Source organism: Bacillus sp. RIT 809, from assembly GCF_016892495.1.
In the GTDB taxonomy this organism is placed as follows: domain Bacteria; phylum Bacillota; class Bacilli; order Bacillales; family Bacillaceae_G; genus Bacillus_A; species Bacillus_A cereus_U.
In genome coordinates, this window is the sequence record NZ_JAFEMR010000010.1 from 160,093 (window position 1) to 182,096 (window position 22,004).

Sequence of the window (22,004 nt, forward strand, 5' to 3'; positions counted from 1 at the left end):
GTTTTTACAAGCTGTATAGTAAAAAAAGATAAATATCGGAATAGAGCATATTTAAAGAAAAAGCATTGGTAAGGAAGGGAGCTAGGGTCTTGGTAAGAACTATAAATGAGACATTTTTAAAAGCATGTAGGGGGGAACGTACAGAGTATGTACCAGCATGGTATATGCGTCAAGCAGGTCGTTCGCAGCCGGAATATAGAAAGATAAAAGAAAAGTATTCTTTATTTGAAATTACACATAATCCAGAGTTATGTGCTTACGTTACAAAGTTACCAGTTGATCAATATAACGTAGATGCAGCAATTCTTTATAAAGATATTATGTCACCACTACCTGCAATTGGTGTTGATGTTGAAATTAAATCTGGTATTGGCCCAGTTATCGATAAGCCAATCCGTTCTTTACAAGACGTAGAAAAACTAGGGGAAATCAATCCAGAAGATGACGTACCTTACATATTAGATACAATTCGTTTATTAACGACAGAAATGTTAGATGTACCGTTAATCGGTTTTTCGGGAGCTCCATTTACGTTAGCGAGCTATATGATTGAAGGCGGTCCTTCTCGTAACTATCATAATACGAAGGCGTTCATGTATGCAGAGCCGAAAGCTTGGTTCGCTTTAATGGATAAGCTTGCAGATATGGTTATTACATATTTAAAAGCGCAAATTAACGCAGGAGCAAAAGCGGTTCAAATTTTCGATTCTTGGGTTGGAACAGTAAATGTAGCGGATTACCGCATATTTATTAAACCAGCGATGGAGCGTATTTTTGCAGAAGTTCGCACGATGGGTGTTCCAATGATTATGCACGGCGTTGGGGCTGGACACTTAGTGAATGAATGGCACGACTTGCCTCTTGATGTAGTAGGTTTAGATTGGCGCTTACCGATCGAAGAAGCACGCGCGCGCGGTGTTCATAAGGCGGTACAAGGAAATATGGACCCTTCATTCTTACTAGCACCTTGGCCTGTTATTGAAGAACATGTAAAAGGTATTTTAGATCAAGGGATGAAGCAGCCAGGTTACATCTTTAACTTAGGTCATGGCGTATTCCCAGAAGTAAATCCAGATACATTAAAACGCTTAACTACATTTATTCATGAGTACTCTAAAGAACAGTTAGCGAAGTAAAGGAGATTGTCTGTATGAAAAAGAAAATTGGTTTGCTTGTAATGGCATACGGAACGCCATATAAAGAAGAAGATATTGAACGTTACTATACACATATTCGCAGAGGAAGAAAGCCAAGTCCTGAAATGCTAGAAGATTTAACAGAGCGTTACCGTGCAATTGGTGGTATTTCTCCTTTAGCTACTATTACATTAGAGCAAGCTAAAAAGTTAGAGGCGCGTTTAAATGAAATGCAAGATGAAGTAGAGTACCACATGTATCTTGGTTTAAAACATATTGAACCGTTCATTGAAGATGCAGTACAAGCTATGCATAAAGGTGGAATAGAAGATGCAATTGCACTCGTTCTTGCCCCTCACTATTCTACTTTTAGTGTGAAGTCGTATGTAGGACGAGCGCAAGAAGAAGCAGAAAAACTTGGAAACTTAACAATTCACGGCATTGATAGCTGGTATAAAGAACCGAAATTTATTCAGTATTGGGTCGATGCAGTGAAAGGTATATATAACGGTATGTCAGAAGCAGAACGTGAAAAAGCAGTGTTAATCGTATCTGCACATAGCTTACCAGAAAAAATTATCGCACTCGGCGATCCATATCCAGAGCAATTAAATGAAACAGCTGACTATATTGCACGCGGTGCAGAAGTAGCAAATTATGCAGTTGGCTGGCAAAGTGCCGGAAATACACCAGATCCTTGGATTGGTCCAGATGTACAAGATTTAACGAGAGAACTAAATGAAAAGTACGGATACAGTTCATTCGTATATGCACCAGTTGGATTTGTTGCGGAACATTTAGAAGTTTTATATGACAATGACTTTGAGTGTAAAGTTGTAACGGATGAAATTGGCGCGAAATATTATCGTCCAGAAATGCCAAACGCATCGGACGCATTTATCGACTGTTTAGCAGATGTTGTATTAAAGAAAAAAGAATCTGTAATGTAAGTAGAAAGGGGGAGCTTACTTGAGGAAAAAAGTTGTGATCATCGGCGGTGGCATCACAGGATTAACAACAATGTATAACTTACAAAAAGAAATTCGTGAAAAAAACTTGCCGATAGATGCATTGCTTATAGAAGCGTCCGGTAAACTTGGCGGGAAAATTCAAACCGTTCAAAAAGATGGATTTACAATTGAACGTGGCCCTGATTCTTTCTTAGCAAGAAAAGAGAGCACAGCTAAATTAGTGAAAGAATTAGGACTTGATGCTGAACTTGTAAATAATGCGACCGGTCAATCGTTCGTTCTCGTAAACAATCGGTTACATAAAATGCCGAGCGGTTCAATGATGGGAATTCCAACGCAAATTACGCCGTTTCTATTTTCCGGATTGTTCTCCCCAATTGGTAAACTAAGAGCTGGTTTTGATCTGTTAATGCCTAGATCAAAGCCAGTATCTGACCAATCACTCGGGCAGTTTTTCAGGCATCGCCTTGGAAATGAAGTCGTTGAAAATTTAATTGAGCCATTATTATCTGGTATTTATGCAGGGGATATTGATGAAATGAGTTTAATGTCAACATTCCCTCAAATTTATCAAATTGAACAGGAGCATCGTAGTATTTCACTCGGTATGCGTACGCTCGCTCCAAAGCAAGAGAAGGCTGAATTGAAAAAGGGAATCTTTAAAACTGTGAAAAACGGTTTAGAATCTATAGTAGAATCTCTTGAAGTGAAGATTCCTAATGATATGGTAATGAAGGGAACTCGTATTGAAAAAGTTGCAAAACTTGGTGATAGTTATACGATTACTCTTAGTAACGGAAAAGAAATGGAAGCAGACGCGATTGTAGTTACAGCACCGCATAAAATATTGCCGTCTATGTTTGCGCAGTACAAGCAGTTTCGTTTCTTCCGTAACATTCCGTCTACATCAGTTGCAAACGTGGCACTTGCTTTCCCGAAGTCTGCAATTCAGCGTGATATTGATGGTACGGGATTTGTCGTATCAAGAAATAGTGATTACACGATTACAGCGTGTACGTGGACACATAAAAAATGGCCGCATACAACGCCAGAAGGAAAGGCACTTCTTCGTTGTTACGTTGGACGACCTGGTGATGAAGCGATTGTTGAACAAACGGACGAAGAAATTGTGCAGCTCGTATTAGAGGACTTACAAAAGACAATGGATATTACAGAGGATCCAGAGTTTACAATTGTAAGCCGCTGGAAAGAAGCGATGCCTCAATATACAGTTGGCCATAAAGAGCGAATGAAAAAGCTCACAACATTTATGGAGAATGAGTTGCCAGGTGTGTATTTGGCAGGTAGTTCTTACGCTGGTTCTGGTCTTCCGGCTTGTATTGAGCAAGGTGAGTTAGCGGTGAAACGTGTGTTATCTCATTTAGACAAAGAAATGGAAACCGAATTAGTCGCACATTAAAATAGTTCAAGCAAAACGCCTTTAATTATATTGAAGGCGTTTTGTTTATTGGATAAAATACCTGTTAGTCAATAAACCTATATAAGTTATTTTGTATTATAGTTTGAAAAGTTGTAAATTAAATGAATTTTGTGTAAAAGTTGTCGAAATATAGTTCTATATAACGAATCATTTGATATGATAGAAATGTTGAGAAAATATGAAATAGGGAGAGGGAGATGGCTGTGAAGAAATTATTAAGTGTCTTTTTATCATTAATGTTATTGCTTTCATTTACTGGAACTTTAGCGCAGGCGGAAGAAACTACTTCTATGTCAGTAGAAAAAGCAATTCAAGTATTTAAGCAGCAAGGGAAAACGAAGGGGATAGTGGAAGGATATATCGTTGGGTATACGCAAAGTCCTTCTAAATACACGAAAGATCCGGCTAAGTTTGACGACACAAACGTGGCAATTGCCGATTCGCCAAACGAAACGAATCCAGACAAAATCATGCCTGTTCAGTTGCCAAAAGGCGATGTGAGATCGGCTGTAAACGTGAAAGATCATCCTGAAAATATCGGGAAGAAAGTTAGCTTAACAGGGACGCTTGAATTATATTTCGGTAGCCCAGGTTTAAAATCAGTAACAGCTCATAAGTTTTACGGAGAAGAACAAAACCGCGTTAGCGATGTAGTGGCATCACCAAATGGCGGGGAAGTTGCGAAAGGAACAGCGGTAACATTAACAACGAATACAGAAGGAGCGACAATCTACTATACGTTAGATGGCTCTAATCCTACAAATAAAAGCGTTCGTTATAACGGACAAATTGTAGTGAATGAAAATAGTGTAGTGAAAGCAATCGCAGAAAAAGAAGGGCTTACTTCTTCAGCGGTTTCGACATTTTCATTTATTATCGTAAAAAATGAACCAGTTCGTATTCATGATATTCAAGGGAAATCACATATTTCTCCTTACACTGGGAAGAAAGTAAACAATGTGGAAGGCGTTGTAACAGCGCTTGATAAAAATGGTTTTTATATAGAAGATAATCAACCGGATAATGACCCAGCTACGTCAGAAGGTATTTATGTATACAAAAAAGATGCGAATGTAGCGGTAGGAGATCTTATTCAAGTTGATGGAGAAGTAGAAGAATATGTTGGACCTGGATATGCAGAACGATTTGAAACAGATTTAACGACGACGGAAATTAAGGCGAGTCGCATTGCTGTAATCGCAAAAGATCAACCTTTACCAGCACCGATTGTACTAGGGGAAAACGGTGTGAAAATTCCTGATCAAATTATTGATAATGACGCATTCGGCTTATTTGATCCAAATGAAGATGCAATCGATTTTTATGAAAGTGTAGAAGGTATGCGCGTTACGATGCCAACACCAAAAATTATTGCACCTCAGAAAAACGGAAATTTATATGTAACAGTAAAAAATGGCGGAGATAAAGTAGTAACGAAGTATGGTACACCTCTTTTAGATGAAAACCAATTAAATCCAGAGCGTCTTTCTGTAAAAGTACCTCGTGATTATGTTGCAAAAGTAGGAGATGCTTTCACTGGAGATATAACAGGGGTAGTAGGATATGATTACGGTTCGTACCGCATTTCACCAGTAACTGAATTACCATCTGTAGTAGACGGTGGATTTAAGCAAGTAGGGGCAAATATTCAGCCGCGTCTTGATAAGTTAACAGTTGCTACATATAATATTGAAAACTTCTCAGCGAACAAAAAAGAAACAACAGATGAAAAAGTAAAAGCGTTAGCGTATTCTATTAAATACAATTTAAAAATGCCAGATATTATCGGTGTAGAGGAAATGCAAGATAATAACGGATCGATTAATGACGGTACAACAGATGCTTCATTAAGCGCAAAACGTATCATTGATGCAGTGGTAGAAATTCGTGGTCCGAAGTATGAGTATGTAGAAATTGCGCCAAGCAACAATCAAGACGGGGGAGCACCAGGAGCGAATATTCGCGTCGGTTTCTTCTATAACCCATCGCGTGTGAAATTAGCAGCAGTACCGAAGTTACTTGATAAAAATGTTGTTCGTATTGGAGACGAAAATCCTTTATTTGAAAGTACACGTAAACCGTTAGCAGCAGAATTTACGTTCCAAGGACAAAACGTTGTTGTCGTTGCAAATCACTTAAACTCAAAACTAGGAGATGCAACGCCATTTGGAAAAGTGCAGCCGCTCGTATTAAAGAGTGAAGAAAAACGAGTTCAATTAGCACAAGAAGTGAATCATTTCGTACAAGGTATTCAGAAAAAGAATACGAATGCGCCAGTTGTTGTATTAGGTGATATGAATGACTTTGAATTCTCTAAACCTTTAGAAGCGCTGCAAGGAACGATATTAAAAGATATGTTAAACACAGTACCGAAAGAGAATCGTTACACGTACATTCATGAAGGTAACGCACAAGTGCTAGATCATATTTTAGTAACAAATAACATTGTACAGCACACAATTGTAGACCCAGTACACTTAAACTCAAACATTATGAAAGAACATGGACGTGTAAGTGACCACGATCCAGTACTTGCTCAAATTGATTTGAAGAAGGCTTCTTAAAGTAGGGGAACGCTTAGGTAACTAAGCGTTCTTTTTTGTTTTTACATCGTCATATAATTATGAAGATAGAATTCCTTTTTTTGTAATATGGTGATAAAATTAATTGAATATTTAGTTTTCGGAAGAGGGGCTAAAGATGCAAGCGTTAATAAGTGGGAAATTAATGAATCAAATCGCAATCTTTTTTAGTAGTATCGTCATGATTCAGTTTATAGCCGAGATAACAGGACTTACACAGAATTTAGATATTACGTATAACCTAATAAATACAGCAAGTTCTTATATAACATTTAGTTTGGCAGTCATTTTTACTTTAATAGGAGCAAGAAGAGAGTGGAGTAAATATGCAATTATTTCATTATGTTTAGTTGTAGGTACTAAAGCAATTTATTTTGCGGCGGTTGTTATTTTATGGGGGGTGGCTGGTACGCCGTAAATGAATAAAAAACCTAATTTCCAAGATAAAATGTGGAAATTAGGTTTTTTATGCTTGAAACGCTTTTCTACACCGATCTCTTCTTTGCAGTCTTCTTCTATATTTTTTTCTATCGCGCTTTACTCCTTGTATATACATGAATAAGCTAACGAGGAGGAAGAAGGTACATTGTATTGTTAAAATATATGGTGACATGCCATGCAGCGGTTGCCTTGGATCATATAAATGAATAGGTGCCCCGCCTATTGTAGGGAATATCGTATTTAGCAGGATGTAAGGAATGGCGGTAGTTGCAAATGGAAATAGAAGCGCCATATAATCTTTTTGTGACCATGCAGATGCAGCAAGTCCTAAAAGAGCCATTAAACCTGCAAATAAAAAATTAATTCCGATATATACAGTAATGTAAGTGATGGGAGTATCGTAATATAAGTTTGCGAACATCCCGTTATCATTTATAATACCTGAACCAGCCGTCGGTTCTCCGTCTGGAATGGTTAATTTGCAAAATAATAATGATAAGATGAATGGAAACGTATAAAGAGTTCCTCCGCAAAAAAATGTAACGATATATTTCATTACTGAATAAGGAAATATAGAAATTTCTTTACTGACAAACGGTTTAAAACCATCTGATTTATCCGAGTTGTAACTTGTACTAAAGGGAAGGCTCGCAATAACTGGCATTAATAACAAATAAACATCCATTTCATTGCCACGAAATCCAATCCATTTAATATCCGTTGATATAGGTCCATTCGCAGCATCTCCTAAATAACGAATTACATAATAATAATGATAAATACAAATAAGAACGAATCCACTAAACATAATAATTAAAGAAACACGATTACAAAAAGCTTGCTTTATATTTAAACGAAGCGCACGCATCATGACTAAAAAAGCCTCCACTATTTTGATAAACTTGTCTATTTTCTATATTACTATTAATTGTAAACATTTTCTTGTTTTTTTATTTGATTATTAGAAAAAGAGGAATTTTTGTATTGTTAGGTAAGGTTTAACTGTAGAAGAAGATTGTCAGAGCGAAAGGAAAAGAGAGGACATATGGAATTCTAGTTTAGACAAAATTACGCTTTCTACGTTGAAATAAGAAAAAGGTGTTCATAAAAATTATATCTGAAGAACATCTTTTCCTTTCCCCTTTTTTTCTGATACACTATGACAGTATTATATAGATTGACTGGAATTTTTTTAAACTGGGAATAACTAAAAAGAGAACTTGTATAGAATGTAAGCGTGTGGTAATATCAAAGATGTACCAATTGACTATATCATCCAATTGGTCATTTTTGGAGGTGACGATGTGGCGATAGATCGAAAACGTTCTATTATTGAAGCTGCAACAAAGTCTTTTTCAGCATTCGGTTATAAAGCAACGACGATGGATCAAGTTGCGAAGTTAGCGAATGTAGGAAAAGGAACAATTTATACTTTTTTCAAAAATAAAGAAGAACTATTTGGCGAAATTATTTCTAATTTAATTACAGAAATGAAGCAAGTCGCAAAAGACGCAATTCGTTCAGATATTTCATTTTTTGAAAATGTACATAGAGCATTATATAGCATATTAGAATTTAGAAAAGAACATCAGCTCATGATTAAACTAATTCAAGAAGAGCGTGATATGGGAACGAAAGAAGTACAAGAAGTGATGCAACAAGTAGATGTGGAAATCATTTCTGTCATCCAATCTTATTTAGAGATTGCGATTGAAAAAGGTGAGATTAGCAAATGTGATCCAGAAATTACAGCATTTATTATGCTTCGCCTATACGTATCGCTTATTTTTGATTGGGAAAAAAATCATGAACCGTTAGAAAAAGAAAAAATATCGGAATTATTCGAACTTTATTTACTAAAAGGATTGTCAAATTAAGATAATCCTTTTAATATTATAAAAAAATGACTAATTGAACAAATTGGTCAAAAGTATGAGAAGGGTGGTTAAATAGTATAATCAAGTAGATGAAAATGTGCATAGTATAAATTGGGGGATAAGGCATATGTATGAACAGATATAGCCTTTTTATTTGGGTAAAAATGACTAAATAGACATTTTGGTCAATTTTAAAAAGGGGGATAAATTATGAAATGGCATAAGTTGCTTAGTAAAGAATTTGCAGAGATTATAAAAAGTAAAAAAATATTAATCCCAATCATTGCGGTTTTATTTGTACCGATTTTATATGCGGGTATGTTTTTATGGGCCTTTTGGGATCCGTATGAACAGCTAGATGACTTGCCAGTTGCGGTAGTCAATTTAGATAAAGGTGCAGAACTTGATGGGAAACCAATTGAGGTGGGGAAAGGGCTCGTTGATAACTTAAAAGATAATAAAAGTTTTAAATGGGAATTTGTAAGTGAAAAAGAAGCGAAAGAGGGAATGGAAGGCAGAAAGTATTACATGTTAGTACGTATCCCAGATGACTTCTCAAGTAACGCTACAACGTTATTACAAGACGATCCGAAACCATTAAACTTAGAATATATTCCAAATGAAAGTTTAAACTTCTTATCTTCACAAATCGGCGGAACAGCCATTGAAAAAATTAAAGGTGAAGTATCAAGCACGTTAACGAAAACATATGCAGAGAAAATGTTTGATTCCATTAAAGACGTATCAAAAGGATTAGCAGATGGAGCGGACGGAGCAAATAAGTTACATGATGGAGCTAGTGAGTTGCATGATGGATCAAGTAAAGTGACGGATGGACTCCATACACTTCAAGGGAAATCTGGGGAGATGAAAGATGGAGTTCAGAAATTAGCAGATGGATCTAATAAATTGCAAGATGGGTCCGGAAAAGTAACAGATGGTTTAAATACATTAAATAGCAAAACGGGTGAAATACAAACTGGTATAGGGAAATTACAAGATGGGTCTGGAAAAGTAACAGATGGTTTAAATACGTTAAATAGTAAGACAGGTGAGATGCAGACTGGTATAGGAAAATTACAAGATGGGTCTCAGAAAGTAACAGCAGGTTTAAATACGTTAAATAGCAAAACAGGTGAGATGCAGACAGGTATAGGGAAATTACAAGATGGATCTCAGAAAGTAACAGCAGGTTTGAATACATTAGTAAGTAAAACAGGTGAATTAAAAACAGGAACGAATGAATTATCAACTGGTATGGAAAAACTTGTTGGCGGACAAAGTGAATTAGAGGGATTTTCTCAAAAAATTGAAAAGGGTTTGGAAGATTTAAATAGTAAAGTGAAAAGTTCTGCTGCAGGTTTAGAGGAAATGCAGTCAAAAGGTCCTTCTACATTAAATAAAGTAAATGAGAAAATAAATGGAGCTGAAGAAAACGTAAATCAGTTAAATGAAATTACTCAGTCAACAGTAGGGGATGCGAAAAATGCAGTACAAGATGTAGCTAATTTGCAAAAACAAATTGAGAGTTTACCAAAAGAATATCAAGAGCAGTTACAACCATATATAACAAATGCGGCAAAAAGTACAGCGACAGTTCAGCAGAAAGCTATTGGAGTAGCAGGTGGAACAAATAAATTAAATGAAGAAGTAAAACAATTAACAGGTGAAATAAATCAAAAAACAGGTGATGGACAAAGCAAACTACCGAATACAGCGGAATTACAATCTTTAATGAGTGGTATTGAAGAATTAGATAGTGTACAAAAAGGTTTTGTTGCAAATTTCCAAAGATTTGGTAAGGAGTTAAGTGCTGCTAAAGAAGGCGCAAATAAATTTAAAAACGAATCTGGTCAATTAATTGCTGGGATAAATCAATTAGCAGATGGCTCGGGTAAAGTAACAGGCGGTTTAGACACATTATCTGTAGGAGCAAATCAAATGGCAGGTGGTGTAAATCAATTAGCAGATGGCTCGAGTAAAGTAACAGGTGGCTTAGACACATTATCTGCAGGAGCAAATCAAATGGCAGGTGGCGTAAATCAATTAGCAGATGGTTCAAGCCAAGTGACAGGCGGTTTAGGTACATTATCTGTAGGAACAAACAAAATAATAGGTGGCGTAAATCAATTAGCAGATGGCTCGGGTCAAGTAACAACTGGCTTAGGTACTCTAAATGGTGGTCTAAATAACATGGCAACTGGCTCAACCCAGCTAATCGATGGAGTAAATAAACTAACAGACGGTTCAGGAAAAGTGACAGATGGACTCGTAAAAGTAAATGATGGATCAGGTACACTTGCTGAGAAACTTGGTGAAGGTGCAGAAAAGACAGGAGAAGTAAAAGGAACGGATAAAACGTATGATATGTTTGCAAGCCCAGTAAAAGTGAAGGTGGAGAAAATAGCGGAAGTTCCAAACTACGGAACAGGATTTACACCGTACTTCTTATCACTCGGTTTATTCGTTGGGGCATTACTATTATCTATCGTATACCCATTACGCGATACAGTCGGCGTTCCGAAATCAGGATTCAGCTGGTTTATTAGTAAGTTTGGTGTTTTATTATCAGTCGGTATTATTCAAGCAATAGTAGCAGATGTCATATTACTATTCGGATTAGGTGTAGAAGTACAAAGCATTCCATACTTCATACTCTTTAGCATTATTACAAGTTTAGCATTCATTGCATTAATTCAATGTTTAGTAACAGCATTCGGTGATGCGGGCCGTTTCATTGCGATCTTAACATTAATTATGCAGCTTACAACTAGCGCTGGAACATTCCCGCTAGAGTTGATTCCGAAGTATTTACAACCCTTTAATGCTTGGCTACCGATGACATACTCTGTATCAGGGTTTAAAGCAGTCGTATCAAGCGGTGATTTTAACTTCATGTGGCAAAATATAGGGATACTCATGATCTTTATCGTTGTATTATCACTTGGAACAATCGCTTCATTAACTTGGATGCACAAACGACAATTTAGAAATATTGCTGAAAATCAATCACTTGAAGCGTAAATAAAAAAGCACCGAAATGGTGCTTTTTTATTTATCTTATTTTAATTAGAGGATTATCCTCCATACTTTTGCTGTAGTTCTTTATTTTTAGTGAGCACATTTTCAAATTTTTCTTCATGTCCTTTTGGGAAGAGGACACCTAAACCGTACGAATGTGAAAATTCTAGATGAGGGTATTGTGCTTTTAAAGTATCCCATAATAGATGTACACCAAACCCATTTTCGAAGACGGCTATATCATGAAATAAAATAATACCGTTCTTTTTAAGTTTTGGTAACCATGTAACATAATCGTGTGAGACCGCCTCAAACGTATGAAACCCATCGATATGTAATAAATCGATGCTTTCATCTTCAAATTGATTTAAAGCATCATCAAATGTAGAACGAATCGTTTTTCCGATTCCTGGATAACACGTGTCCAGCACATTTGTTACGGTTTCGAATACATTTTCTCCATAGTAACCACCGTGTGGATCTCCTTGCCAAGTATCAATTGCAGTACATTGTGTCGGGAGTTGTTCATCTTTAACAGCCTGACAAAAACTGTAGAAGGAAGATCCATAATATGTTCCTAATTCTACTAGTGTATTAGGTTTGAAAAATGTAACGAGATCGTAAGCAAACTTGTTATGCCCAGCCCATGGCGAAGAAGTTCTAACAGATGGAACGACTTGATCTACTTCAAACAAAGGATCATAATAAATCCACCGCATTCATATTCCCCCTTGACTTGTAATTCATCCATGTAAATATATGTGAAAGATCATTGGATAGAACATATCACTTTTATTTAAAAATTCCTGTAGACCTACCTAAAGGAGAGGGGAATATTAAAAAAGGGATTACAAATATTTGAATAGAATCATATACAGAAAGAGGAGGAGCTATGAGAAAAAAATTCAACTATTATTTCATACTATATCCATGCGTCTATTTCCTCGTTTTCACCATATCACCTATTTTGTTTCGCAAAGAAGAACATACTAGCGTAAAAGATACGTTAGCATTTCTTGGATTCTACTATTTCCTTATAAGCGTAGGGTATGCACTGGACCTTTTCGGTGAAAAAGACAAGGAAAAGGATAAATAATAAGGAGGAAAATAAAATGACTGACAGCCAAATGAAATTTCGTGATACGACCATTCGTAATTTTTTCGATAAAGAGGATCGTTTAAAATCGATTCCAGGTCAAAAAAAGAAAAAGTTAGTACTGTTAGAGCATTTGATTAGCAAGTTAAACGCTGAAAAACAATATACAGAAAAAGAAATTAATGCATTCATAAAACAATATCATGATGATTTTTGTACGATTAGACGAGAGTTTATCCCGCATTAACGGGCAGTAAAACTCCCACCTCCAAATGCGGCTGGAGCAAAGAAGTTAGGTGGGAGATCAACTGCCCGTAAACGCCCGATTGGTTCAACTAATAATCAGTGGGGGATGAACAAAACCCCCACTGATTAAAGTTTCACTTTATCGTGCATGGGTTTATGGATCGAGAGGATAATGTGTATCGTATAAATGGGAGAGAAGTATGGAAGAAGTGGGAAGAGCTATAGGGGTAATGAGAAAGGGGAATTTTCTTGCAAGCTAGTAGTCTTATGCATGAAGAGATTTCGGGGAAACCATCGATTTTGGGGATATTTACTTCGCCAACACTGCAATTCAAAAGGATGAAGAATCAAAGAAATATATTATTTCCACTAGCTCTTTTAATGGTACTTATTATAATTTCAAGTGCTTTAATGTCTTGGAATGCTTTAAACAATCCTGCACTTAGTATGTTTCATGATAAAACGGGATTTACTGTTCCAAAATACATAACTTTCTTTACCACATTTGGGATATCCGCAGTTAGTGGCATCGTAGCTATATTTTTTGCCCCTATATTCTACAAGAATATTATGATTTTTTTTGGAGTTGATATTAGCTATAAAGAAACATTCCCGGTAATTATTTATGCTTCGTTTGTATTAAGGGTAGGGATGATTTTAAACGGATTAATTACATTTTCTCTAAGTGGGTATGAGATATCTTATACAGGTTTAGGTGCAATAGCGACAGATAATATGATTCTACATACAATCGCTCAAAGAATAGATATATTTAACATTTGGTATTACGTTTTATTAGGAATAGGTTTAAAAACGATTGCGAATTTAAATAAAGATAAACTTATCCCTCTTATTATTGTTCTTTTCGTTTTCACTAGTTTATTAGCGAGCATGGCTGGGTTTATGCAGGAAATATCTAAACCGTAAAGAAGAATTGAAAGTTTTCTCAATATAATCACCGCCTAATAAAAGAGTAACAGCCTCTTCAGGCGTAAGTTGAATGGGTGGTAAGAAATAACCATCCATTAATGAATAACCGTGACCAGGCATTGCGAAAAGCGGGACGCCAGATTCACTAAGTGCATCCATATCTCGATAAATAGTGCGTATACTTGTCTCAAATTTTTCAGCTAAGCTTTGTGCTGTAACGTTTTGTTTTCTTTGTAATTCAATTAATATAGCTAATAAACGATCCGTCCGATTCATGAAATATCATCCTTTATTTTATAAATATTCTTATTGTGAAATTCTAAAAGTAGTGTGTAATTCCCTGCAGTTAACAGACTTTTCCCTATGTATAATATTAATATAGTAAAATCATAAGAACCTATATTGCAGTTTCCAATAATATACTATATAATCAGGATAAGAAAACGTTTTCATGCAAAGGGGGAAAATTTCGTGTCGACTATCGAGGACGTGGCGAAATTAGCGGGGTTATCAAGGACAACGGTTTCTAGGGTGATCAATAATCATCCATATGTTTCAGATGAGAAGAAGAAAAGGGTTCAATTAGCAATGAAGCATTTAGGCTTCGTTCCTAATTCTGCGGCGAGAAGGCTTCGTAAACAAAAAACAGAAACAATTGCGGTGCTTGTTCCAAGGATTACAAATCCTTTTTTTAGTAGATTTATTGAAGCAATCGAGATTGCTGCTTCTGAACATAAATATAAACTGATTATTTGTCAAACAAGATATTTACCGGAAAAAGAGATGGAGTATTTACAATTATTATCTACGAAACAAGTAGATGGGATTATTCTATGTTCACTAGAAAATCCATGGGAGAATGTGGAGCCATACTTGCAACACGGTCCAATCGTGTTATGTAATGAATATATTGAGGAAGCAAATGTTCCAACAGTGAAATTTGATCATGCACAGGGAGCATACATAGCTGCCAATCATGTATTAGAACAGGGATATCGTAATCTTATTTTTTGCCGTGGTAACGAAACGAAAGTAGTGAGCCAACAGCGAAAAATGGGCTTTTTACGCGCTATTACTGAAAAGAGTAGAGAAGTGGAAGCAATCGATTTTCTTGAAAACGCTTTCTCTTGGGATGATGGAAAACGAATATTCCATGAAGTATTAAAGGACAAAAAAAATCCTACCGCGATTTTGGCAGGAGGCGACGAGGTTGCAGCTGGAATTATCTCAGAGGCGAAACGTCATGATTGGAGTATTCCAGAAGATCTCGCTGTTATCGGTTTTGATAATCAAATTTTAGCGCAGATTACAGAGCCAGGTATTACGACAATTGAACAGCCAATCGACGAGATGGCCCGAAAAGTTGTCGAATTAATGATGGATAAAATCCATACGAAAAATTATCGACAAAAAGAATTGTATGAGTTTGAACTGGAGCTCTTGGTGAAAGGTTCAACGATGAAGGATACGATGTTATTAGCCTAGTAGACTATGTCTGCTAGGTTTTTTTATGTTCACAAACTACTATTCTTCGTGAACGCAATCGTCACATTTGTTATGGTATGCTTCGTGTTGCTCATCAATTTCCTTCCCGCAGTGTGCACAAGTTTTCGTCGGTAAATTTCGGAAAAACTCCATTGGTTGATCAATCATGTCAATCCCTCCATTTCCATTTCTTACTATCATTGTATTAGTACAAAAAACAAAAGTCAACAACTGTTTTATAACAAAATTGAAAATTAATGAAAAAGTTTAGGAAATGGATTATAGTTAACAATGTAGGATGTAAGTAAAAAACTTTCTCAAGTACGGAGAAAAACCGCATTCCTACACGGTTTTAGAAAGGATGGATACATATGAAGATGACTGTTGTCGGCTTTTGGGGCGGCTTTCCAGAAGCGGGAGAAGCAACGTCGGGGTATTTGTTTGAACACGATGGTTTTCGTTTACTTGTAGACTGTGGTAGTGGTGTACTAGCACAGCTTCAAAAATATATAACACCATCTGATATAGATGCAGTTGTATTGTCGCACTATCATCACGATCATGTTGCAGATATTGGGGTATTGCAATATGCAAGATTAATTACGAGTGTGACAAAAGGACAACTACCGGAGTTACCAATATACGGTCATTCGTTTGATGAGAATGGATTCCATTCTTTAACGCATGAACCGCATACGAAAGGAATCGCGTACAATCCAGAAGAAACACTTCAAATTGGACCGTTCTCCATTTCATTCTTAAAAACTGTTCATCCTGTTACATGCTTTGCGATGCGTATTACAGCTGGCGATGATGCCATAGTATACAGTGCAGATTCAAGTTATATTCCTGAATTTATTCCGTTCACAAAAGATGCTGATCTTTTCATTTGTGAATGTAATATGTATGCACATCAAGAGGCTGCCAAAGCAGGGCATATGAATAGTACAGAAGTAGCAAGTATTGCGAAAACTGCGAATGTAAAAGAACTTTTATTAACGCATTTGCCGCATACAGGCAATCCATCTGATTTAGTAACAGAAGCAAAACAAATTTTCAGTGGCCATATTACGCTTGCGCATAGTGGTTACGTTTGGAATTCATGAGGTGATACGATGTTATTTATTGATAATAAAGGGATTACAGATCCTACGATAAACTTAGCGATTGAAGAATATTGTGTTAAAAATTTAGATATTAACGAAACATATTTACTGTTCTACATTAATGAGCCTTCGATTATCATTGGTAAAAACCAAAACACAGTGGAAGAAATTAATGCAGATTACGTAAAAGAAAAAGGCATTCATGTCGTTCGTCGTTTATCAGGCGGAGGCGCAGTATATCATGATTTAGGAAACTTAAACTTCAGCTTTATTACGAAAGATGATGGAGACAGTTTCAGCAACTTCAAAAAATTCACAGAACCTGTAACGAAAGCGCTTGGTAAACTAGGTGTAAATGCAGAACTAAGTGGTCGTAACGACATTTTAGCTGAAGGTAGAAAAATTTCAGGTAACGCGCAGTTTTCAACGAAAGGTCGTATGTTTAGTCACGGTACGTTATTATTTGACTCTGAAATCGATCACGTTGTATCAGCACTAAAAGTGAAAATGGATAAGATTCAATCAAAAGGAATTAAATCAATCCGTAGCCGCGTTGCGAATATTACAGAGTTCTTAAATAAAGAAATGACAACAGAAGAGTTTAGACAACTTCTTCTAGAGACAATCTTCGAAGGTGAAACAGAAATTCCAACGTACGAATTAACTGAGGCTGATTGGAAAGAAATTCATAAAATTTCTGAAGAACGTTACCGCAATTGGGACTGGAACTACGGGAAGTCTCCGAAGTTCAACTTACAACATTCACACCGCTTCCCAGTTGGACAAGTTGATGTTCGCCTTGAAGTGAAAAAAGGAACAGTAACAGAATGTAAAATTTACGGTGATTTCTTCGGATCACTAGATGTTCATGACATTGAAGAACGTCTAACAGGCGTACAATTTGATAAAGATACATTCACTGTAGCTTTAGAAGGCGTAGATATCGCGCGTTACTTCGGTAATATTACAACAGAAGATTTCTTGCATTTATTCTTCTAAATAGAAAAGAGACTGTCATAACTGGCAGCCTCTTTTCTATTTAACTTGGAAAGCTTTTAGTATTAATCTTTATATTTTTCTCGTGCGTCTTTGAAAATACTTTCAATAACACCATCATTTTGAACATGATCTTCCGAAAGTGTAGAGGATTTATTGATGGTTGTCTTCTGTGTATATAAAGGTACCTTTCCAAATGTAACGGCACGAGTTGCATATTTGCCATCATCTACTGGTATTAAGAATAATAGGTATTCTTTTTCTTTAACCATGTTTGTGTAACCGTTGATATTGTAAGCTGTATTAGTTTGTTTATCATAATAAGCATTTTCGGTTATTTGAATTTCTTTGCCCACTAATATATTAGTATCCTGTTGACTATTTTTATATACGTTATTCACTTTGAAACCAGATAAAGTGAAACCTCCATTTACTTCGCCATCAACTTCTGATCTATAAATTTCTGTTTCTTTTTCATCTGTTTTTATTCCACGAACTATAATTGGTGAATTATTTTCTAGTTCTTCCAAATTGTTGAAGCCGTCAGTTTTTGCATCGAATGTGATCTCTTTTGACTTAGATTCAACAAAGGGATTTCCTATAAATAAAAATGTGATGAAGCTTAATACTATGATTATCGATAAGAACCTCAGTGATTTTTTCATCTGTATAATGCCCCCTTTTAATATCTTGCATTAATTCCAGCCCAATCATCTGATTGTGGATAATCTTTATAATTAAACTCATACTGTCGCATTACAGAAATACTGTCATTACTTTTTTGAGTGTGCCCTAAACCGAGAGCATGGCCTACTTCATGAACTGCAGTTTCTTTACGTCTTGCTGAGTCTAATTCTACACGCCATTTTTTAAAAAGAGTGACATTACCGCTACCGCGAAAAATCCCATAAGTATCTCCATTATATCTATCTACATATTCAATTTTGACATTTGCTCCCCCTGGGAGACTGGATTCTTTAGTAAATTGAATTTTTGAGGAAGGATTCCAAGCAGTGATGCCCCTTAAAACCTCACCTTTTAACCCGTATTTACTAAACTCACCATGAATCCAATAATAGGCATTATTTGGATTAGAAATCTTTGAACCATTATGTGTATATGCCTTGATAGAAGATGGTAATACTGTAGCAAATAACAATAAACCGAGTAACGAAAAAATAATTTTTTTACTGTTTCTCACAATATCCCTTCTTTCTGTATTTTTTTACACTTAAATGTAATTTTTCTATAAATAGGTAAATATTCCTTTTTTTATTTCTTTTAAGCATATAAATTTATTTTAATTTGATGTAAAATAAAATGAATTACCTGTACCTAACTTTTCATTAAAAAAGGAGGGATTTTGTTGAGGAAATTAAAAATTCTACTTTTTGTTTTAACAGTAATTGTTACCTTGTTTGCATGTGAAAGTGGAAGAGAAAAATATAATAAAAATATTAATCAAGTAATTAAATTAGAAAATGAAGCGCTCCAAAAACATGGAGAAGAAAATTTAAAAAGAAAAAATACACAAATTATAGTTTATGAAGATGGGAAGTATATTGAATTAATCTATAACACATCTTCTGGAGATAAAGTGGATAGAGTATATAGACTTAATAAAGATGAAGCATATGAGGAAATTAAAGAGGTGGGCAAAGAATTAGATTATAAAAAGACTGATTATACAGAAAATGTAGGTTTGAAATAAAAGCAACACCATTATTCTCAATATAAATAGAGATGTTGCTTTTATACACTGGTAGTTTAATCAGCAATAAGACTATTAGTATATCAGTTTAAAACCATGATAGATTGAAGATTCAAGCAGCTGTTTTAAAATGTTCTCCACATATGTCGGGTGTAGATGGAGCGGACGCGATCAACTTGTTTGGAGAGCATACGGCGTTAAATAAAGAGGAACTTAATAAACTTAGAGAAAAGATGAATGCATATTATCCTAAAATGATTTTTGGTCTAGTTTCATAAATTACTTGCAAACGAAATCCCCTTATCCTTCCAAAGTAAACCAAGAGGAGGTGATTCATGTATATGCAGTTAATGGAATATCACTTGCTACTTTAATTTTCTTTTAATATAATTAATTTAGAATTTTTAAATATTCTAAATTTTATAAAGGTGGGATTTGTGTGAATCTCGTTCAATCTTTGGCTGAAACGGCAAAAAAGAAGGGGGATAAACCGGCGTACATATTTATGGATCAGTCGGTCTCGTATGACCAATTAAACAAAGTAGTCACTAGGTTTTCTAGCAATTTAGCAAAAATGGGCATTGGAAAAGGGGACAATGTCGCATTAGCTGTAGGCAATTCACCACATTTTTTAGTAGGTTTATACGGAACAATGAAAGCCGGAGCAACTGTCATTCCGATTAATCCAATTTATACAGCAGACGAAATACATTACATATTACAAAATGGAGATGTAAAAACAATCATCGTACTCGACGTCCTTCTACCTGTTATACAATCTCTTACAACAAGACTTCCTTCACTTGAAAATATCATCATATGCGAAACCTCATCAGATTTTAACCATATAGAAACCGAAAAAATGAAAACGTTTACTAGTTTTATAGGAAATGGAGATGTAACTTACGAAGGTCCTGAACTAGATGAAGAAGATGTAGCTGTTATTTTATACACTTCAGGTACAACTGGAAAGCCAAAAGGCGCTATGTTAACACATAAAAATTTATATAGTAACGCTAGCGATGTGGCGTCATATTTACAATATACTGCGGATGATCGCGTCGTTGCGGCACTGCCGATGTTCCATGTGTTCTGTTTAACAGTTGCGGTAAATGCGCCGATTGTGAACGGGGCAACAATTTTAATGTTACCGAAGTTTAGTCCGAAAGAAGTATTTCGCATTTGTCGTACGTATGAACCAACGATTTTTGCGGGTGTACCGACAATGTATAATTACTTATATTTATTTGAAGAAGCAAGCGCAGAAGATGTGAAGACACTTCGCCTTTGTATTTCAGGTGGTGCATCGATGCCTGTTGCGCTTCTAAAAAACTTTGAAAAACGTTTTGACGTTATCGTTTCAGAAGGATACGGTTTATCAGAAGCATCACCAGTTACTTGTTTTAATCCGTTAGATCGTCCTCGTAAACCAGGTTCGATTGGTACAAATATTTGGCACGTAGAAAATAAAATTGTGAACGAACTTGGGGAAGAAGTACCTGTTGGTGCAGTTGGGGAATTAATTGTTCGCGGACCTAACGTTATGAAGGGTTACTATAATGCGCCAGAAGATACTGCGGCGACAATTAAAGATGGCTGGCTATATACAGGTGACTTAGCGAAAATGGATGAAGAAGGTTACTTCTATATCGTCGATCGTAAAAAAGATATTGTTTTAGTTGGCGGTTATAACGTATATCCTCGTGAAGTAGAGGAAGTATTATATACTCATGATTCGGTAGCTGAAGTTGTCGTAATCGGTGTTCCTGATGAAAACTTAGGAGAAGCAGTGCGAGCTTACGTCGTTCTGAAACAAACGAGCGTAACAGAAGAAGAGCTTACGCATTACTGCACGTTACATTTAGCGAAATATAAAGTGCCAATGAGTATTGAGTTTTTAACAGAATTGCCGAAGAATACAACTGGTAAATTGTTAAGAAGAGCTTTGAGAGAGAAGGCATTGCAAGTATAAAAATAAAGATATCCATCTCTATGACTACATGTTTAGAGATGGATATCTTTTTGTTTTTTAGAGTTGACTAAGCTATAAGTCCATATATTTAACGTATTATCCGATAGAAGTCTCCTTCCTCAAGCGTGTGAAGGACGACAGCAAAGCGGTAGGTGGGAGATGATTTTTGGTTTGGCGTAGCCAAAAAATTATTTTTCCTATTTATTTCGCCTCTGCTATAATCAGTCTTATAAGAGGTAACGTTTGGTATGACAATGAAATGAGATAATCATGTAGTGTTCATGTTGTGTTATCACCGCCATAGATAAAGTAGAAATGTTTATGGGAAAGTGAGATGAACTGATATGGCAAAGCATAATAAGGCGTACAAATTTCGTCTGTATCCTACAGAAAAACAAGCCTACCTGATACGTAAAACTTTCGGGTGTGTACGCTTTGTGTATAATAAAATGCTGGCTGAGCGGAAAGAAGTATACGAAACGTACAAAGAGAACAAAGAAGAACTAAAGAAACAAAAATTCCCTACGCCTGCAAAATACAAAGTAGAGTATGAATGGTTGAAAGAAGTCGATTCATTGGCATTGGCAAATGCTCAATTAAACTTGCAAACCGCGTATAAAAATTTTTTTAGTGGTCAAAATGATTTTCCTACATTCAAAAGTAGAAAGAGTAGAAAATCTTATACAACGAATCGAGTAAACGGAAATATTATGTTATTTCATGGTTATATCAAATTACCGAAACTAAAAATGGTGCGACTGAAACAACATAGAGAGATACCACAAAACCATATCATTAAATCATGCACGATTTCGATGACACCAACCGGAAAGTATTATGTGTCTGTTTTGACTGAATATGAAAAGGAAATTGTTCAAAAAGAAGTAGAAAGTGTAGTTGGATTAGACTTCGCAATGGCTGAATTGTACGTGAGTAGCGAAGATGAGAAAGCCAATTATCCTCGCTTTTATCGTCAGATGCTGGACCGATTAG

21 protein-coding genes and 2 pseudogenes are annotated in these 22,004 nt (G+C 35.8%); 17 read left to right on the plus strand and 6 right to left on the minus strand.

Translation table 11 applies throughout. The annotated features are described in order from the left end of the window. The first annotated feature begins 89 nt into the window (after positions 1-89). The 5 genes from hemE to JTF23_RS13345 all read left to right on the plus strand — a co-directional run bounded on the left by hemE (position 90) and on the right by JTF23_RS13345 (position 6,548). Complete coding sequence (hemE, locus tag JTF23_RS13325) at positions 90-1,136, plus strand: uroporphyrinogen decarboxylase (protein WP_204208948.1); 1,047 nt, start codon at positions 90-92, stop codon at positions 1,134-1,136. A 14-nt stretch (positions 1,137-1,150) separates the two neighbouring features. Further along, positions 1,151-2,086: a ferrochelatase gene (gene hemH, locus JTF23_RS13330; RefSeq protein ID WP_204208949.1), complete on the plus strand. Its 936-nt coding sequence runs from the start codon at positions 1,151-1,153 to the stop codon at positions 2,084-2,086. Positions 2,087-2,105: 19 nt separating this feature from the next. Next, positions 2,106-3,527 carry a protoporphyrinogen oxidase gene (gene hemY / locus JTF23_RS13335; protein ID WP_204208950.1) on the plus strand — a complete coding sequence of 474 codons (1,422 nt, stop codon included), beginning with the start codon at positions 2,106-2,108 and terminating at the stop codon, positions 3,525-3,527. A 218-nt stretch (positions 3,528-3,745) separates the two neighbouring features. After that, positions 3,746-6,112 (plus strand): DUF6359 domain-containing protein, encoded by a 2,367-nt coding sequence (locus tag JTF23_RS13340; RefSeq protein WP_204208951.1) that lies wholly within the window; start codon positions 3,746-3,748, stop codon positions 6,110-6,112. 136 nt (positions 6,113-6,248) lie between these two features. Next, complete coding sequence (locus JTF23_RS13345) at positions 6,249-6,548, plus strand: hypothetical protein (protein WP_204208952.1); 300 nt, start codon at positions 6,249-6,251, stop codon at positions 6,546-6,548. A gap of 48 nt (positions 6,549-6,596) precedes the next feature. Here JTF23_RS13345 and JTF23_RS13350 read toward each other — a convergent pair whose 3' ends face one another. Further along, positions 6,597-7,442 carry a hypothetical protein gene (locus JTF23_RS13350; RefSeq protein WP_002158970.1) on the minus strand — a complete coding sequence of 282 codons (846 nt, stop codon included), beginning with the start codon at positions 7,440-7,442 and terminating at the stop codon, positions 6,597-6,599. Positions 7,443-7,875: 433 nt separating this feature from the next. Between JTF23_RS13350 and JTF23_RS13355 the strand changes: the two genes are divergently transcribed. Both JTF23_RS13355 and JTF23_RS13360 read left to right on the plus strand, forming a co-directional pair. Continuing rightward, entirely contained in the window at positions 7,876-8,448 is a 573-nt protein-coding gene (locus JTF23_RS13355) for a TetR/AcrR family transcriptional regulator (protein ID WP_002116844.1), read from the plus strand. A gap of 210 nt (positions 8,449-8,658) precedes the next feature. Continuing rightward, positions 8,659-11,472: a YhgE/Pip domain-containing protein gene (locus tag JTF23_RS13360; protein ID WP_204208953.1), complete on the plus strand. Its 2,814-nt coding sequence runs from the start codon at positions 8,659-8,661 to the stop codon at positions 11,470-11,472. A gap of 53 nt (positions 11,473-11,525) precedes the next feature. On the opposite strand, the gene JTF23_RS13365 is transcribed toward JTF23_RS13360, so the two are convergent. After that, on the minus strand, positions 11,526-12,188 hold the full coding sequence (locus tag JTF23_RS13365; RefSeq protein WP_002158968.1) for a class I SAM-dependent methyltransferase: 663 nt from the start codon (positions 12,186-12,188) through the stop codon (positions 11,526-11,528). A 173-nt stretch (positions 12,189-12,361) separates the two neighbouring features. Here JTF23_RS13365 and JTF23_RS13370 point away from each other — a divergent pair, with 173 nt between their 5' ends. The 4 genes and pseudogenes from JTF23_RS13370 (at position 12,362) to yknW (ending at position 13,738) form a co-directional block, all read left to right on the plus strand. Beyond that, a complete protein-coding gene (locus JTF23_RS13370; RefSeq protein WP_002201454.1) occupies positions 12,362-12,565 on the plus strand; it encodes a hypothetical protein in 204 nt (67 codons plus the stop codon). Between the two features lie 16 nt (positions 12,566-12,581). After that, complete coding sequence (locus JTF23_RS13375; protein ID WP_204208954.1) at positions 12,582-12,812, plus strand: DUF2087 domain-containing protein; 231 nt, start codon at positions 12,582-12,584, stop codon at positions 12,810-12,812. 137 nt (positions 12,813-12,949) lie between these two features. Further along, a pseudogene (locus tag JTF23_RS13380) lies at positions 12,950-13,036 on the plus strand (DUF2087 domain-containing protein); the annotation flags it as partial. Between the two features lie 24 nt (positions 13,037-13,060). After that, complete coding sequence (gene yknW / locus JTF23_RS13385) at positions 13,061-13,738, plus strand: YknW family membrane protein (protein ID WP_204208955.1); 678 nt, start codon at positions 13,061-13,063, stop codon at positions 13,736-13,738. Here the strand turns inward: yknW and JTF23_RS13390 are convergent. Next, positions 13,739-14,017, minus strand: a pseudogene (locus tag JTF23_RS13390) (helix-turn-helix transcriptional regulator); the annotation flags it as partial. Between the two features lie 195 nt (positions 14,018-14,212). On the opposite strand from JTF23_RS13390, the gene JTF23_RS13395 reads away from it, so the two are divergent. Then, positions 14,213-15,226, plus strand: coding sequence for a LacI family DNA-binding transcriptional regulator (locus JTF23_RS13395; RefSeq protein ID WP_002158960.1), 1,014 nt, complete (start codon positions 14,213-14,215; stop codon positions 15,224-15,226). Between the two features lie 39 nt (positions 15,227-15,265). Here JTF23_RS13395 and yhfH read toward each other — a convergent pair whose 3' ends face one another. Continuing rightward, the gene (gene yhfH, locus JTF23_RS13400) at positions 15,266-15,394 is read right to left on the minus strand and encodes a protein YhfH (RefSeq protein WP_000567010.1); all 129 of its coding nucleotides are present in this window, start codon (positions 15,392-15,394) and stop codon (positions 15,266-15,268) included. 203 nt (positions 15,395-15,597) lie between these two features. On the opposite strand from yhfH, the gene JTF23_RS13405 reads away from it, so the two are divergent. Next, entirely contained in the window at positions 15,598-16,332 is a 735-nt protein-coding gene (locus JTF23_RS13405) for an MBL fold metallo-hydrolase (protein ID WP_002158959.1), read from the plus strand. A 9-nt stretch (positions 16,333-16,341) separates the two neighbouring features. Further along, positions 16,342-17,331: a lipoate--protein ligase gene (gene lplA / locus JTF23_RS13410; protein ID WP_204208956.1), complete on the plus strand. Its 990-nt coding sequence runs from the start codon at positions 16,342-16,344 to the stop codon at positions 17,329-17,331. 62 nt (positions 17,332-17,393) lie between these two features. On the opposite strand, the gene JTF23_RS13415 is transcribed toward lplA, so the two are convergent. Together JTF23_RS13415 and JTF23_RS13420 are read right to left on the minus strand one after the other, a co-directional pair. Beyond that, positions 17,394-17,993 carry a hypothetical protein gene (locus JTF23_RS13415; RefSeq protein ID WP_002202847.1) on the minus strand — a complete coding sequence of 200 codons (600 nt, stop codon included), beginning with the start codon at positions 17,991-17,993 and terminating at the stop codon, positions 17,394-17,396. 17 nt (positions 17,994-18,010) lie between these two features. After that, complete coding sequence (locus JTF23_RS13420; protein ID WP_002202846.1) at positions 18,011-18,529, minus strand: matrixin family metalloprotease; 519 nt, start codon at positions 18,527-18,529, stop codon at positions 18,011-18,013. 165 nt (positions 18,530-18,694) lie between these two features. Here JTF23_RS13420 and JTF23_RS13425 point away from each other — a divergent pair, with 165 nt between their 5' ends. From JTF23_RS13425 to JTF23_RS13435, 3 genes are all read left to right on the plus strand, one after another. After that, the gene (locus tag JTF23_RS13425; RefSeq protein ID WP_002202845.1) at positions 18,695-19,039 is read left to right on the plus strand and encodes a hypothetical protein; all 345 of its coding nucleotides are present in this window, start codon (positions 18,695-18,697) and stop codon (positions 19,037-19,039) included. 439 nt (positions 19,040-19,478) lie between these two features. Then, positions 19,479-21,011 carry a fatty acid--CoA ligase family protein gene (locus JTF23_RS13430; RefSeq protein WP_002158957.1) on the plus strand — a complete coding sequence of 511 codons (1,533 nt, stop codon included), beginning with the start codon at positions 19,479-19,481 and terminating at the stop codon, positions 21,009-21,011. Positions 21,012-21,355: 344 nt separating this feature from the next. Next, positions 21,356-22,004 (plus strand): RNA-guided endonuclease TnpB family protein (locus tag JTF23_RS13435; RefSeq protein WP_204208957.1); only part of this gene is annotated, 649 nt, incomplete at its 3' end.

Coding starts and splice junctions, on each gene's coding strand:
- JTF23_RS13415 (WP_002202847.1), bottom strand. CDS start 17,993: ATGAAAAAATCACTGAGGTTCTTATCGATAATCATAGTATTAAGCTTC.
- yhfH (WP_000567010.1), bottom strand. CDS start 15,394: ATGATTGATCAACCAATGGAGTTTTTCCGAAATTTACCGACGAAAACT.
- JTF23_RS13360 (WP_204208953.1), top strand. CDS start 8,659: ATGAAATGGCATAAGTTGCTTAGTAAAGAATTTGCAGAGATTATAAAA.
- JTF23_RS13370 (WP_002201454.1), top strand. CDS start 12,362: ATGAGAAAAAAATTCAACTATTATTTCATACTATATCCATGCGTCTAT.
- JTF23_RS13375 (WP_204208954.1), top strand. CDS start 12,582: ATGACTGACAGCCAAATGAAATTTCGTGATACGACCATTCGTAATTTT.
- hemH (WP_204208949.1), top strand. CDS start 1,151: ATGAAAAAGAAAATTGGTTTGCTTGTAATGGCATACGGAACGCCATAT.
- JTF23_RS13405 (WP_002158959.1), top strand. CDS start 15,598: ATGAAGATGACTGTTGTCGGCTTTTGGGGCGGCTTTCCAGAAGCGGGA.
- JTF23_RS13365 (WP_002158968.1), bottom strand. CDS start 12,188: ATGCGGTGGATTTATTATGATCCTTTGTTTGAAGTAGATCAAGTCGTT.
- JTF23_RS13350 (WP_002158970.1), bottom strand. CDS start 7,442: ATGATGCGTGCGCTTCGTTTAAATATAAAGCAAGCTTTTTGTAATCGT.
- JTF23_RS13345 (WP_204208952.1), top strand. CDS start 6,249: ATGCAAGCGTTAATAAGTGGGAAATTAATGAATCAAATCGCAATCTTT.
- JTF23_RS13340 (WP_204208951.1), top strand. CDS start 3,746: ATGGCTGTGAAGAAATTATTAAGTGTCTTTTTATCATTAATGTTATTG.
- lplA (WP_204208956.1), top strand. CDS start 16,342: ATGTTATTTATTGATAATAAAGGGATTACAGATCCTACGATAAACTTA.